This is a genomic window from Pseudomonas azotoformans (genome assembly GCF_001579805.1).
In the GTDB taxonomy this organism is placed as follows: Bacteria; Pseudomonadota; Gammaproteobacteria; order Pseudomonadales; family Pseudomonadaceae; genus Aquipseudomonas; species Aquipseudomonas azotoformans_A.
In genome coordinates this window covers 3,377,640-3,389,872 of record NZ_CP014546.1, presented here as the reverse complement: position 1 = coordinate 3,389,872, position 12,233 = coordinate 3,377,640, and the positions used below count along the sequence as shown (strand labels likewise).

15 protein-coding genes are annotated in these 12,233 nt (G+C 60.5%); 8 read left to right on the top strand and 7 right to left on the bottom strand.

The window, feature by feature from the left end:
* Nucleotides 1-100 precede the first annotated feature (100 nt).
* Nucleotides 101-1,447, top strand: a complete 1,347-nt coding sequence (locus tag AYR47_RS15795; protein ID WP_016975387.1) for a class II 3-deoxy-7-phosphoheptulonate synthase — start codon at nt 101-103, stop codon at nt 1,445-1,447.
* On the opposite strand, the gene AYR47_RS15790 is transcribed toward AYR47_RS15795, so the two are convergent.
* Together AYR47_RS15790 and AYR47_RS15785 are read right to left on the bottom strand one after the other, a co-directional pair.
* On the bottom strand, nt 1,437-2,657 hold the full coding sequence (locus AYR47_RS15790) for a winged helix-turn-helix domain-containing protein (protein WP_061435847.1): 1,221 nt from the start codon (nt 2,655-2,657) through the stop codon (nt 1,437-1,439). The two genes, AYR47_RS15795 and AYR47_RS15790, sit on opposite strands and share 11 nt — an antisense overlap.
* 45 nt (nt 2,658-2,702) lie before the next feature.
* Nucleotides 2,703-2,909 carry a DUF1127 domain-containing protein gene (locus tag AYR47_RS15785; protein ID WP_033901376.1) on the bottom strand — a complete coding sequence of 69 codons (207 nt, stop codon included), beginning with the start codon at nt 2,907-2,909 and terminating at the stop codon, nt 2,703-2,705.
* Nucleotides 2,910-2,979: 70 nt separating this feature from the next.
* Here AYR47_RS15785 and AYR47_RS15780 point away from each other — a divergent pair, with 70 nt between their 5' ends.
* Nucleotides 2,980-3,861, top strand: coding sequence for a LysR family transcriptional regulator (locus tag AYR47_RS15780; RefSeq protein ID WP_033901375.1), 882 nt, complete (start codon nt 2,980-2,982; stop codon nt 3,859-3,861).
* Here AYR47_RS15780 and AYR47_RS15775 read toward each other — a convergent pair.
* Nucleotides 3,851-4,600, bottom strand: a complete 750-nt coding sequence (locus tag AYR47_RS15775) for a sulfite exporter TauE/SafE family protein (RefSeq protein ID WP_016975383.1) — start codon at nt 4,598-4,600, stop codon at nt 3,851-3,853. The genes AYR47_RS15780 and AYR47_RS15775 overlap by 11 nt on opposite strands.
* Before the next feature lie 109 nt (nt 4,601-4,709).
* Between AYR47_RS15775 and AYR47_RS15770 the strand changes: the two genes are divergently transcribed.
* From AYR47_RS15770 to AYR47_RS15755, 4 genes are all read left to right on the top strand, one after another.
* Nucleotides 4,710-5,660 (top strand): LysR family transcriptional regulator, encoded by a 951-nt coding sequence (locus tag AYR47_RS15770; protein ID WP_033901374.1) that lies wholly within the window; start codon nt 4,710-4,712, stop codon nt 5,658-5,660.
* Between the two features lie 80 nt (nt 5,661-5,740).
* Nucleotides 5,741-6,193: a MarR family winged helix-turn-helix transcriptional regulator gene (locus tag AYR47_RS15765; protein WP_033901373.1), complete on the top strand. Its 453-nt coding sequence runs from the start codon at nt 5,741-5,743 to the stop codon at nt 6,191-6,193.
* A 173-nt stretch (nt 6,194-6,366) separates the two neighbouring features.
* The gene (locus AYR47_RS15760; protein WP_010211852.1) at nt 6,367-6,786 is read left to right on the top strand and encodes an organic hydroperoxide resistance protein; all 420 of its coding nucleotides are present in this window, start codon (nt 6,367-6,369) and stop codon (nt 6,784-6,786) included.
* 28 nt (nt 6,787-6,814) lie between these two features.
* The gene (locus AYR47_RS15755) at nt 6,815-7,831 is read left to right on the top strand and encodes an alpha/beta hydrolase (RefSeq protein ID WP_061435846.1); all 1,017 of its coding nucleotides are present in this window, start codon (nt 6,815-6,817) and stop codon (nt 7,829-7,831) included.
* A 64-nt stretch (nt 7,832-7,895) separates the two neighbouring features.
* Here the strand turns inward: AYR47_RS15755 and AYR47_RS15750 are convergent, their stop codons facing one another.
* Both AYR47_RS15750 and earP read right to left on the bottom strand, forming a co-directional pair.
* A complete protein-coding gene (locus AYR47_RS15750; protein WP_003172723.1) occupies nt 7,896-8,468 on the bottom strand; it encodes an elongation factor P in 573 nt (190 codons plus the stop codon).
* 49 nt (nt 8,469-8,517) lie between these two features.
* Nucleotides 8,518-9,651: an elongation factor P maturation arginine rhamnosyltransferase EarP gene (gene earP / locus AYR47_RS15745; RefSeq protein ID WP_033901467.1), complete on the bottom strand. Its 1,134-nt coding sequence runs from the start codon at nt 9,649-9,651 to the stop codon at nt 8,518-8,520.
* Nucleotides 9,652-9,783: 132 nt separating this feature from the next.
* Here earP and AYR47_RS15740 point away from each other — a divergent pair, with 132 nt between their 5' ends.
* Nucleotides 9,784-10,152 carry a hypothetical protein gene (locus tag AYR47_RS15740; RefSeq protein WP_033901466.1) on the top strand — a complete coding sequence of 123 codons (369 nt, stop codon included), beginning with the start codon at nt 9,784-9,786 and terminating at the stop codon, nt 10,150-10,152.
* A 6-nt stretch (nt 10,153-10,158) separates the two neighbouring features.
* Nucleotides 10,159-10,641 (top strand): GreA/GreB family elongation factor, encoded by a 483-nt coding sequence (locus AYR47_RS15735; protein WP_033901465.1) that lies wholly within the window; start codon nt 10,159-10,161, stop codon nt 10,639-10,641.
* A 5-nt stretch (nt 10,642-10,646) separates the two neighbouring features.
* Here the strand turns inward: AYR47_RS15735 and cysB are convergent, their stop codons facing one another.
* Together cysB and AYR47_RS15725 are read right to left on the bottom strand one after the other, a co-directional pair.
* Nucleotides 10,647-11,621 (bottom strand): HTH-type transcriptional regulator CysB, encoded by a 975-nt coding sequence (gene cysB, locus AYR47_RS15730; protein WP_012722988.1) that lies wholly within the window; start codon nt 11,619-11,621, stop codon nt 10,647-10,649.
* A 103-nt stretch (nt 11,622-11,724) separates the two neighbouring features.
* Nucleotides 11,725-12,225: a universal stress protein gene (locus AYR47_RS15725; protein WP_033901464.1), complete on the bottom strand. Its 501-nt coding sequence runs from the start codon at nt 12,223-12,225 to the stop codon at nt 11,725-11,727.
* Nucleotides 12,226-12,233: the final 8 nt, after the last annotated feature.

Sequence of the window (12,233 nt, the reverse complement as noted above, 5' to 3'; positions counted from 1 at the left end):
ACGGCAAAGGCGCGATTGTCGGCCAACCGGCGGCAACAGGTCACGCACTAATTGCTGATAACATTGGCGCCCCACCGTCAATCAGCCAATCGAGTTCATGATGAGCCAACCCTGGAGCCCCGACAGCTGGCGCGCCCTGCCGATCCAGCAACAACCCCAGTACCCGGACGCTGCGCACTTGTTGCAAGTGGAGCAGAACCTGGCCAGCTACCCGCCGCTGGTGTTTGCCGGGGAAGCTCGCGAGTTGCGCCGTCAGTTTGCCGAAGTGACCCAGGGTCGCGCCTTCCTGTTGCAGGGCGGTGACTGCGCCGAGAGTTTTGCCGAGTTCTCTGCCGCGAAGATCCGCGACACCTTCAAGGTGCTGCTGCAGATGGCCATCGTGATGACCTTCGCCGCCGGCTGCCCGGTGGTGAAAGTCGGGCGCATGGCGGGCCAGTTCGCCAAGCCGCGCTCGGCCAACGATGAAACCATCGACGGCATCACCCTGCCCGCCTACCGTGGCGACATCGTCAACGGCATCGGTTTCGACGAAAAAAGCCGCGTGCCGGACCCGGACCGCCTATTGCAGTCCTACCACCAGTCCACCGCCACCTTGAACCTGCTGCGCGCCTTTGCCCAAGGCGGTTTTGCCGACCTGCACCAGGTGCACAAGTGGAACCTGGACTTCATCGCCAACTCCGCGCTGGCCGAGAAGTACAGCCAACTGGCCGACCGTATCGACGAAACCCTGGCCTTCATGCGCGCCTGCGGCATGGACAGCTCGCCGCAACTGCGCGAAACCAGTTTCTTCACCGCTCACGAAGCACTGCTGCTCAACTACGAGCAAGCCTTCGTGCGCCGCGACAGCCTGACCAACGATTACTACGACTGCTCGGCGCACATGCTGTGGATCGGCGACCGCACCCGCCAGTTGGACGGCGCCCATGTCGAGTTCCTGCGTGGTGTGAACAACCCGATCGGGGTCAAGGTCGGCCCGAGCATGAACCCGGATGACCTGATCCGCCTGATCGACATCCTCAACCCGGACAACGACCCCGGCCGCCTCAACCTGATTGCGCGCATGGGTGCGGGCAAGGTTGGTGATCACTTGCCGGGCCTGATCCGTGCCGTGCAGCGTGAAGGCAAGCAGGTGTTGTGGAGTTCCGACCCGATGCATGGCAACACCATCAAGGCCAGCAGTGGCTACAAGACCCGCGACTTTGCGCAGATCCTGGGTGAAGTGAAGGACTTCTTCCAAGTGCACCAGGCCGAGGGGACATATGCCGGTGGGATTCATATCGAGATGACCGGGCAGAACGTCACCGAATGCATCGGCGGCGCGCGGCCGATCACCGAGGATGGCTTGTCGGACCGTTATCACACCCACTGCGACCCACGGATGAATGCCGATCAGTCGCTGGAATTGGCGTTTCTGATTGCCGAGACGTTGAAACAGGTCAAACGCTGAACAACAGAGCTGCCCGCAACCGGTCGGCACTGGGCCGCTGGCAATTGAGCTGGACCTGTTCCAGCCCGAGCCAGTCGGCCATTTGCAGCAGGTTCGACGCCAGCGCCGCCATCCCCTCATCATCCAAGCCTGGCTCTTCCTCATGCACGGCGTGCACCGCGAGGCGCCCGTTGGCGCGTTCGGCGCGCAGGTCGATGCGCGCCGCAATCCGCTCGTTGTGCAGAAACGGCAGCACGTAGTAGCCATACACCCGTTTGTCTTGCGGGGTGTAGATCTCCAGGCGGTAACGGAAATCGAACAGGCGCTCGGTACGGCTGCGCTCCCAGACCAACGAATCGAACGGCGAGAGCAACGCACTGGCCGGCACTTTGCGCGGCACTTTCGGATCGGGCAGGCAGTACGCCGGTTGTTTCCAGCCTTGCACTTGGCAAACCCACAGTTGGCCGTCTTCCACCAGTTCGGCGAGACGGTTACGACTGTCGGCCGGATCGAGGCGAAAGTAATCGCGCAGGTCTTTTTCAGTCCCCACGCCTAATGCCGTGGCGCTGTGCAGTAACAAGCCACGTTGGGCTTCGGCTTCAGTCACAGCGATTTGAAGGATATCGCTGGGGATGACCCGCTCCGGCAAGTCGTAGAGCCGCTCAAAACCGCGTCGACCGGCAACCGTCACCAGTCCGGCGGCAAACAGCCATTCCAGTGCGTGCTTTTCATCGCTCCAGTCCCACCAAGGGCCGGCGCGCTCCTCACGGGTCGACAAACTGCCAGCCCCCAACGCGCCTTGTTGCTCGACAGTCTGCAACACCCGCTGAATGGTGGCTTGCTGCTCGCGGCCAAAACGCGCCATCTGCGAATAAATGCCCTGCCCCTGCTGCGCCCGCTGCATACGCCAACGCATCAACGGGTATAGTGCCATCGGCAGCAGTGAGGCCTCATGCCCCCAATACTCGAACAACGAACGCCGTCGACCCTGGCTCCAGGCAGCCTGTTCAAGGATTAACGGGGAGTAGTTGCCCAGACGGGAAAACAGCGGCAAGTAATGGGAACGTACCACGGCATTGACCGAATCGATCTGCAACACGCCAAGACGCTCGATCATGCGATTGAGGTGCGCAGCCTTGATCAGTGCAGGCGCCTGGCGCCCGGAAAAACCCTGGGCCGCCAGTGCCATGCGGCGTGCTTGCTTGAGAGAGAATGACAGTTCGGCGGGCATGGGGTTCTCCGTGTGGGCGCGCCGACTACCCTACTGCATCCGTGATCATTTTCGCAGCGGATCCTGCCAGAAATGCAGGTGGCGTTCATGCTCGACGTCACCGCGGCTGATGCCGATATCTTTGAGCGCATCATCACTCAAGGTTGCCAGCATCTGGCGCTCCTCATGCAGCGCCTGCCAACGGGCAATCTTGTGAAACAGCCCGGCAAACGGACGTTTCGCCATCAACACAAAACCTCTTTGACCTTTCATCTTCTCGCCCTCCAGTGGGGATGGCGCAAGTGTGTGCCTGGGCTTAAGATCAATCCAACGAATGTTTCTTATGCAATACATCTCAGAGATTGATCAATTGTCCAGCTTCCCGAGCATCGACACCGAAGTGCTGCGCACCTTCGTCGCCATCGCCGACCAGGGCGGTTTTACCCGCGCGGGTGAATTGGTCAACCGCACGCAATCGGCGGTGAGCATGCAGATGAAGCGCCTCGAAGAAGACGTGTTGCAGCGCAAGCTGTTCGAGCGCGAAGGCCGCCAGGTGCGGCTGACGCCTGAGGGCCAAGTGTTGCTGGGTTATGCGCGGCGTATCCTGAAGCTGCACAGTGAGGTGTTCAACACCCTGCGCGAGCCGCATATGGTGGGCCTGGTGCGCATCGGCACGCCGGATGACTACGTGATGCGGTTCCTACCAGGGATTCTCAAGCAGTTTTCCAAGGCCTACCCGCTGATCCAGATCGAGATGCACTGCGAGGCGTCCACGGTACTGATGCAGCGGCGGGATTTGGCACTGACCGTTGTCAGCCGCGAGCCTGGCAATGAGATCGGTGAACTGTTGCGCACGGAGCGCATGGTGTGGGCGGCAGCGCCGTGTTTTTGCACTGAAGAACACGACGCTCTGCCGCTGGCGATGTCCGGTACTGCCTGCCTGTATACCCAGTGGGCCTGCTCGGCACTGGACGCGGCCGGACGCGATTATCGCCTGGCCTACCATAGCTCCAACGTGTCGGCGATCCAGGCCGTGGTCAATGCGGGCCTCGCCGTGATGGTCAGCATGGAGAGTCTGGTAACCGAAGACCTGCGCATACTTGGCCGCGACGAGGGTTTCCCGCCGCTGCCATCCATGAATCTGCATCTGCTGCGTAACACGCGGATGAACTCGCCCATCACCGATTGCCTGGCGGAATACATCATCGAAGGGTTCAGACTTTAAAGGTCAGCATCACTGCGCACACCACCAGAAAGCCGCAGAACAGGCCGCGCAGTACGCGTTCCGGCAGCGCATGGGCGACTTTCACGCCCCAACTGATACTGAGCAGACCACCGACGGCCAAGGGCACGCCGATCATCCAGTCCACCTCTTGGTGCCAGGCGTAGGTGACCAGCGTCACGCCGGTACTCGGCAATGCCAGGGCCAGGGACAGGCCTTGGGCAACCACTTGGGTGGTGCCGAACACGCTGGTCAGCACGGGCGTCGCGACCACCGCGCCGCCGACGCCGAACAAGCCGCCCATGGAGCCAGAGGCTGCGCCGAGCACCCCGAGCCACGGCCAGGAGTAACGCATCTGCGCCGTCGGCGGTGCGTTGCGGGTGAACATGCGGACCAAGTTGTAGGCCGAAAGCGTCAGCAGGAAGGCAATAAAGCCGATGCGCATTGCGCCCGCATCCAGGCCGACCGCCCAGATCGACCCGAGCCAGGCGAAACTGAACCCCATCACGCCCAACGGCAGCGCATGACGCAGCTCGATACGGTTGCGCTGGTGATAGCGCCACAGCGCGAGCATCACGTTGGGCACCACCATGACCAGTGCCGTGCCTTGGGCCAACTGTTGATCGAGGCCGAACAACACGCCCAGCACCGGGATCGCGATCAGCCCACCGCCAATGCCAAACAGGCCGCCCACTGTGCCGAGGGCCGCGCCCAATACCAGGTACATCACTAAATCCAACACCGCTTGTTACTCCGCAATCCCAGGCCTTGCATGCTACGCAGTCGGCTCTGGCGCGGAAACGCACAGCAACGCACAATGGCTATGCCAATCTCGCATAAGCGACTATTCGATGAACCCGAATACCCTGACCGATCAACTGAGCCTGTTTCTCGATGTCTTGGAAACCGGCAGTTTTTCCGCCGCCGCACGCCGGCATCCGCTGACGCCCTCCGCGGTGGCGCGGCGGATCGACAGCCTGGAAAGTTCGGTGGGCAGCCGCTTGTTCCAGCGCAGCACCCACGCGGTGGTGGCAACCCCGGCGGGGTTGGCCTTTGCCGAGCGGGCGCGGCGGATCGTCAGCGAATTGCAGTTGGCACGGGCCGAAGCCGTGTCTTTGAGCCATGCCCCGGAGGGCCTGATTCGGGTGGATGCGCCCGCAGCATTCGGTCGACGGCACCTGGCGCCAGTGATTGCCGACTTCTTGAATGTCTACCCAGGGCTGGATGTGCACCTGCATCTGATCGACAGCTTTGTGGACATGCAAGGCGCACACCTGGGCAAGGTTGATCTGGTGCTGCGTGCGGGGCATCTCGTCGACACACGCTTGATCGCCACGCCTCTGGCGAGCATCGTGCGCGTCGCCTGCGCCAGCCCGGCCTACCTGAAAAGCCGAGGCACGCCCAGCCACCCTCGCGAGCTGAGCGAACACGACGGGTTGGACTGGGACGGCCTGGCGCCCACATTCGCCTGGCGCTTCGAGCTGGATGGACGCCGCGCCACCTACCGCCCGCGCCGCATCCGCATGAGTGCGAATAACGCCGAAGCCTTGCTGTCCGGTGCCCTGGCCGGACTGGGCATTGCCCACCTGCCCACGTGGCTGGCCAGTGAATACTTGGTGCGTGGCGAACTGCTGCCGCTGTTTTGCGAAAATGGCCTGCCCAGCCCGGAAACCACCGGGATCTATGCGCTGCGCCTGGAACAGCAACCCAATGCACGCAGCCGCTTGTTGTTGGAATACCTCAAAACCCGTTTCAGCCCGGTGCCGCCCTGGGACCTGGCCTTGCAAAGTGGCTTGGTCTGACCGCTCGGACAGAATTATCTGGCGCATTAAAGATTTGCCCGCTAGATTCCAGCCCAGATACGTTTTCCGGAGGCACCGTCATGAGCAAAAACCCCGATCCTTGCGAATCCCTGATGCTGGACAACCAGTTGTGCTTCGCCCTGCACTCTACCTCGCTGCTGATGACCAAGGTCTACAAGCCACTGCTGCAAGCGCTGGGCCTGACCTACCCGCAGTACCTAGCCATGATGGTGCTGTGGGAAGAGGATGGTTTGACCGTCGGCGAAATCAGCAGTCGCCTGCTGACCGATCCGGGTTCGCTGACACCGCTGCTCAAGCGCCTGGAAGCTGAAGGCCTGCTCAGCCGTACTCGCAGCCGCGAAGATGAACGCGTGGTGGTCGTGGAGTTGACCGACGCCGGCCGCGCCCTGCAGGACAAGGCAATGGGCATTCCCCAGTGCATCCTCGGTGCCAGCGGCCTGGAACTGGAGCAATTGCGCAAGTTGCAAGGTGACCTGATTGCCTTGCGCACCAACCTGCAAGGCAGCCTTTAACCTCTCCCATCAAGGGCGTCGCGTCCGCGGCGCCCGCAGAAAATGACCGTTCGTCCCCGCCTCAGAATATTTTTATAAATTTATCTTGCGCGCAAAACATTAGCGCTATACATTCGCCTCACCAACTACTTAGCGCGCAAATATTTAGCGCTAATAACCAAGAGGAAAACCCCATGCAAACGCTCTATACCGCAGTAGCTACCGCCACCGGCGGCCGTGATGGTCGTGCTGTTTCCAACGACAACATCCTCGACGTCAAACTCTCCACCCCCAAAGAATTGGGCGGCGCCGGTGGCCAGGCCACCAACCCTGAGCAACTGTTTGCTGCCGGTTACTCGGCCTGCTTCATCGGCGCCCTGAAATTCGTCGCCAGCCAGACCAAACGCAAAATCCCGGATGACGCCTCGATCACCGCCCACGTCGGCATCGGCCAGATCCCCGGCGGTTTCGGCCTGGATATCGACCTGCACATCAGCCTGCCCGGCCTGGCTCAGGACGACGCGCAAAGCCTGGTCGACGCCGCTCACCAAGTCTGCCCGTACTCCAACGCCACCCGTGGCAACGTCGATGTACGCCTGCACGTGACTGTCTAAATGACCTCGGCCGCCCCTGGAGAACGCAATGAACACAATTGGTAAAGCACTCACCGGCACCCTGCTCGCCTTGTCCATCACTAACGCCTTTGCTGCGACCGGTGAAGTCGAACACAACACCCAGGCTTTTCTGGATGTGTTGAACGCCGACACCGGCAAACCGATGGAACAACTGACGCCCAAGGACGCCCGTGCCGTACTGACCGGCGCCCAGGCGGGTGTGAAGCTGACCTTGCCGGCCGCAGAGGTGAGCCAGAAGACCATCCAGGTCGATGGCAAGCCGCTGGACCTGACCATCGTGCGTCCGGCCGGGGTCAAGGGAACATTGCCGGTGTTCATGTTCTTCCACGGCGGCGGCTGGGTGCTGGGGGATTACCCGACCCATGAACGCCTGGTGCGGGACTTGGTGGCGGGTTCGGGGGCGGTGGCGGTGTTCGTCAACTACACGCCTTCGCCGGAAGCGCACTACCCGGTGGCGATCAACCAGGCCTACGGCGCTACAAAATGGGTGGCCGAACATGGCCAAGAGATCAACGTCGATGGCAAGCGCCTGGCGGTCGCGGGCAACAGTGTCGGCGGCAATATGGCGGCGGTCGTCAGCCTGATGGCTAAAGATAAGGGCACCCCGGCGATCAAGTTCCAGGTGCTGTTGTGGCCGGTGACCGACGCCAACTTCGACACCGGTTCCTACAACCAATATGCCGAAGGGCACTTCCTCACCCGCAACATGATGAAGTGGTTCTGGGACAACTACACCACCGACGCCAAGCAGCGCGCCGAGATCTACGCCTCGCCACTGCGGGCCAGTACTGATCAGTTGAAGGGCTTGCCGCCCGCGCTGATCCAGACCGCCGGTGCCGACGTGCTGCGCGATGAAGGAGAAGCCTATGCCCGCAAGCTGGACGCCGCCGGTGTACCCGTGACCGCCGTGCGCTACAACGGCATGATCCACGACTACGGTTTGCTCAACGTGGTCAGCCAGGTCCCGGCCGTCCGCTCGGCATTGCTCCAGGCCTCGGATGAGCTGAAGCAACACCTCAAGTAAAAAGTAACGCCCATAAAAAAGCCCGACTCAAAGTCGGGCTTTTTTCGTATCGGTAGGGCCAGAATTACTTCTTGGCGCGACCTTTGTACGAACCGCCTTCGCGGGTGTCGATCTCGATCAGGTCGTCGATTTCGATGAAATCGGCCACTTGCAGTTCGGTACCGTTGCTCAGCTTGGCAGGCTTCATCACCTTGCCCGAAGTGTCACCGCGAGCGGAACCTTCGGTGTAGGCCACTTTACGCACGATGGTAGTCGGCAGCTCTACAGAAACCAGGCGCTCTTCGAAGAAAATAGCTTCGCAGACGTCTTCCATGCCTTCTTCGATGAACGGCAGAACGGCTTCGATATCTTCAGCGTTCAGCTCGTACATGGTGTAGTCGGTGGTGTCCATGAACGTGTAGGTGTCGCCGCTGATGAAGGACAGGGTCGCTTCTTTGCGGTCGAGGATCACGTCGTCCAGTTTGTCATCGGCGCTGTAGACGATCTCGGTCTTGTAACCGGTCAGCAGGTTCTTCAGCTTGGTCTTCATGATTGCGCTGTTACGACCAGACTTGGTGAACTCAGCTTTCTGAACCAGCCAAGGGTCGTTTTCGAGACGGATCACTGTACCGGGTTTCAGTTCTTTACCAGTTTTCATTGCATATATCCGAAATTTGGATGGGATTTACAAAATTCAAGGTGGCGTATCATATCCAACTTTCATAAAACTGCACCAGCGCCGTCGCAAGATCGGCCTGCAAGCCTTGTTCCAGACACCATGTTTCGGCGTGCAGATTCACTTCCGGCCAGTGGTCCAGCAGCATTTTCCACGGTTGAGCCATGTCGGCCTCGGTGTTCCAGGCTTGCCAGAGCCCGATAACGGCCGCCCTGGCCGCCGGTGATAAGTTGGCGGTGTACAGCGCCAGGAAGGCATCGAGCTTGTCGAGATGGATGTCTTCGTCCTGTCGGTAGATGTGCCACAACAGCGGACGCCCGGCCCATTGGGCACGCACGAACGAGTCTTCGCCGCGCACGGCATTGAAGTCGCAGCACCACAGCAAGTGGTCGTATTGTTCCTGGCGCACGAAGGCGATGACTTGCACCGTCAGCGATCCGCGCTGCTGGATATCGCCTGCGACCAGCGGGTCCACACCGAGCCAGCGCTGCACATCGCCCAGGATACGTCCCTCAGGAACCAACAGATGAGTGGCACGGCCGTCCGTCGATAACACGTCCAGCCAGCTGGCCAGCCCGGCATTTTCGTAGGCGAACAGTGAGAAAAGCCGCGCATCGGCTGCGGGAACTATGCCCAAGGCTTGCAGGAAGTCCCGCTGTGCACCGGCATCCTGCTGAAACGCCTTACGCCGCTCCAGCAACCCTGCCTCACGCAACAACCCGCCGGTGCCGGCGCGGAACCCAGGAAAGAAGAAGTACTTCTGCACGCCCTTGAATTTGACCGACGGCAACCGATGACAGCCCACCACCCACTCTTCGGCACTCAGGTAATCCAGGTTCATCCATAACGGCGCGCGTTTGCGCTCAGCCATGGCCTCCATATAGTCGGGCGGTAACTGACAGGCGAACGCGGCAATTACTACGTCCGCTGCCGGCACCTTCACCCACTCGGTGGGCCAATGGCGCACTTCGACGCCTTCCTGCCATTGCAGCGCTTGCTGCACATCGATTTGCGGGCACATGCGCTCGAATGCCCGCAGGTCATCGACCCACAAGCACACATCGCAAGCGTGCTCCGACACCAATTGCCGGGCCAGGCGCCAGGTCACGCCGATGTCGCCGTAGTTGTCGACGACGCTACAAAAAATATCCCAGCGGGCTTTCATTCCGGGCTCCAACATTCAAAGGCTCGATTGTCCGCATAAATGCGCGGATGCAGAAGGCTTGATCGCGATTATTCTGCACAGTGGCTGTGCGACAATCGCCGCCACGCCGTTTATGCCTGCCAGGAGGCCGCCATGTCTGATCGTCCGTTGTCGCTGTTCAAGCTCAGTGCTGCTATCGCGTTTGGCGTGTGGCTGGGGTTTATCGCCCTCGCGCTGACAGCGTGGCTGGCCTCGCGCTACCTGTTCCCGCAGAGCCTGGCGCCAGTGGCCCAGGCCGTGCAGCAATTGGGCAAGCCTGCGGTGGTGACGCCTGAACCGCCGAACCGCATGTTCGAGCAGTACCAGCAGAACCTGCAAAAGCAGGAACAGCAACAGACCCTGGACCAGGCCCGCAACAATGCGCGCAACCTGTCCAACCCCAAATGCCAGTTCTGGCTGCAACAGGACCAGAACGCCCCCAACGACAAGACCCGGGCCAATGTCCTGCAATTCTGCGATTGATGACCAATGAATAAACATGCCGTACACCAGCTTGTATTAGAAAAGCTCACCCTCGATCTCGATATTGCCCAACGCGCAGCGCAGACCGCTTACGAAACCGCGACCCACGAAGAAAACATCGCGGAAAACAAATACGACACCCTGGGATTGGAGGCTTCCTACCTGGCGGCGGGGCAAGCCAAACGCGTGGAGGAGATCAAGCAGGCGTTGCTGCTGTGCCAGAACATGCCGCTGCGGGCTTACGATGATCAACGAGGTATTGAGGTTGGCGCACTACTGGGCCTGGAAGACGAGAACGGTCGCCAGCAATGGCTGTTTTTGGCGCCGGATGCGGCGGGCTTGAAAGTGGACGTGGTCGGGCAACCGGTGACCGTCATCACCCCGCGCTCGCCGCTGGGCAAAAGCCTGCTGGGCAAGTTCGAAGGCGATGAGGTGGAGATTCTAGTGGCAGGCGCTCGGCAACATTTTACGGTTACCGAGGCCAAATAGCCGACTCAGTGAACCGGCAATTCTACGCCGTCGAACAGCTCTTCCAGCTCCTGCTTGTTGTGGCACTGGATCGCCTTGGCCATGACTTCACGGGTCAGGTGCGGTGCAAACTTCTCGATGAAGTCGCACATGAAGCCCCGCAGGAAGGTGCCACGGCGGAAACCGATCTTGGTCACGCTGGACTCGAACAGCTCGCTGGCATCGAGCACCACCAAATCTTTGTCGAGCGCCGTGTCGACCGCCATCTTGGCGACAATACCCACGCCCAGGCCGAGGCGTACGTAAGTCTTGATCACGTCGGCGTCGGCTGCGGTGAACACCACTTTGGGTGTCAGGCCGCGATGGCTGAAGGCTTCGTCGAGCTTGGAGCGGCCAGTGAAACCGAACACATACGTCACGATCGGGTATTCAGCCAGGGCTTCCAGGGTCAGCTTCGGCAGCTTGGCCAACGGGTGGCCTTGGGGCACGACAACGCAACGGTTCCAGCGGTAGCACGGCATCATCACCAGGTCGCCGAACAGCTCCAGGGCTTCGGTAGCGATGGCGAAATCGACAGTGCCATCAGCGGCCATTTCGGCAATCTGCATCGGCGACCCTTGGTGCATGTGCAGCGCTACGTCGGGGTACTGCTTGATGAAATCGCGGATCACCGGCGGCAATGCATAGCGCGCCTGGGTGTGGGTGGTGGCGATGGACAGGGTGCCCTTCTTCTCGTTGGAAAACTCCTGGGCGATCTGCTTGATGCTTTCGACTTTGCGCAGGATCTCACCGGCGGTGGTGATGATGCGCTCACCGGCCGGGGTCACGCGGGTCAGGTGCTTGCCGCTGCGCGCGAACACTTCAACGCCCAGCTCGTCTTCGAGCAGGCGGATCTGCTTGCTGATACCGGGTTGTGAGGTGTAGAGGCTTTGAGCGGTAGCGGAAACGTTGAGGTCGTGGTGCGCCACTTCCCAGATGTAGCGCAGTTGTTGAAGCTTCATATGTGTCCCTCAAAGCAGATAGACGCCACGGGTATCAGCGACGGTATATAACTATATTAAAGGTTCGACGGATAAATCTAGAACTTTTTATCGTTTTTATCCATCACACGTCATCACTGCGTCGACGTTGCAACGAAGGCACCAGGTAAACCGGCACCGTAGACAGCTGCAGTACCCGTGCAGCGGTGCGCCCCAACGGAGTGGCCGCCGCGGTTGCATGGCTATGACTGCCTACGATCAGCAGATCCACGGACAGTTTGCGCAGTTGGTCGAGAATCACCTCGCACGGGTCCCCCTGGATCACCCGTACCGAGCGAATCAACTTCAGGTCTAGCTCGCCTTCCCCCAACTCTTCGCGAAAACTGTCCAGCACCCGTTGCTCGATAGTCGCCATCACCGTGGTCAACCCCTGGCTCTGCCATTCACTCAGGGCCTTTTCATCAAGGTAGCTCTGTAACACCGATTCGGCGAACAGCCCGATAGGCTCGACCACATGAATCACATACAGGTCCGCCTTGAACGTTCGGGCCAGCGCCAGCGCATGTTGCATCACATAAGGCGCGTACAGACCGAGGTCTGTGGCGTACAGCATCGAACGGATCATAGAACCCC

What these genes read in the sequence shown, in the direction of transcription:
- AYR47_RS15770 (WP_033901374.1), top strand. Translation starts at nt 4,710, where the DNA reads ATGAACCCGAATACCCTGACCGATCAACTGAGCCTGTTTCTCGATGTC.
- AYR47_RS15740 (WP_033901466.1), top strand. Translation starts at nt 9,784, where the DNA reads ATGTCTGATCGTCCGTTGTCGCTGTTCAAGCTCAGTGCTGCTATCGCG.
- AYR47_RS15765 (WP_033901373.1), top strand. Translation starts at nt 5,741, where the DNA reads ATGAGCAAAAACCCCGATCCTTGCGAATCCCTGATGCTGGACAACCAG.
- cysB (WP_012722988.1), bottom strand. Translation starts at nt 11,621, where the DNA reads ATGAAGCTTCAACAACTGCGCTACATCTGGGAAGTGGCGCACCACGAC.
- AYR47_RS15790 (WP_061435847.1), bottom strand. Translation starts at nt 2,657, where the DNA reads ATGCCCGCCGAACTGTCATTCTCTCTCAAGCAAGCACGCCGCATGGCA.
- AYR47_RS15795 (WP_016975387.1), top strand. Translation starts at nt 101, where the DNA reads ATGAGCCAACCCTGGAGCCCCGACAGCTGGCGCGCCCTGCCGATCCAG.
- AYR47_RS15725 (WP_033901464.1), bottom strand. Translation starts at nt 12,225, where the DNA reads ATGATCCGTTCGATGCTGTACGCCACAGACCTCGGTCTGTACGCGCCT.
- earP (WP_033901467.1), bottom strand. Translation starts at nt 9,651, where the DNA reads ATGAAAGCCCGCTGGGATATTTTTTGTAGCGTCGTCGACAACTACGGC.
- AYR47_RS15755 (WP_061435846.1), top strand. Translation starts at nt 6,815, where the DNA reads ATGAACACAATTGGTAAAGCACTCACCGGCACCCTGCTCGCCTTGTCC.
- AYR47_RS15780 (WP_033901375.1), top strand. Translation starts at nt 2,980, where the DNA reads ATGCAATACATCTCAGAGATTGATCAATTGTCCAGCTTCCCGAGCATC.
- AYR47_RS15735 (WP_033901465.1), top strand. Translation starts at nt 10,159, where the DNA reads ATGAATAAACATGCCGTACACCAGCTTGTATTAGAAAAGCTCACCCTC.
- AYR47_RS15785 (WP_033901376.1), bottom strand. Translation starts at nt 2,909, where the DNA reads ATGAAAGGTCAAAGAGGTTTTGTGTTGATGGCGAAACGTCCGTTTGCC.
- AYR47_RS15760 (WP_010211852.1), top strand. Translation starts at nt 6,367, where the DNA reads ATGCAAACGCTCTATACCGCAGTAGCTACCGCCACCGGCGGCCGTGAT.
- AYR47_RS15750 (WP_003172723.1), bottom strand. Translation starts at nt 8,468, where the DNA reads ATGAAAACTGGTAAAGAACTGAAACCCGGTACAGTGATCCGTCTCGAA.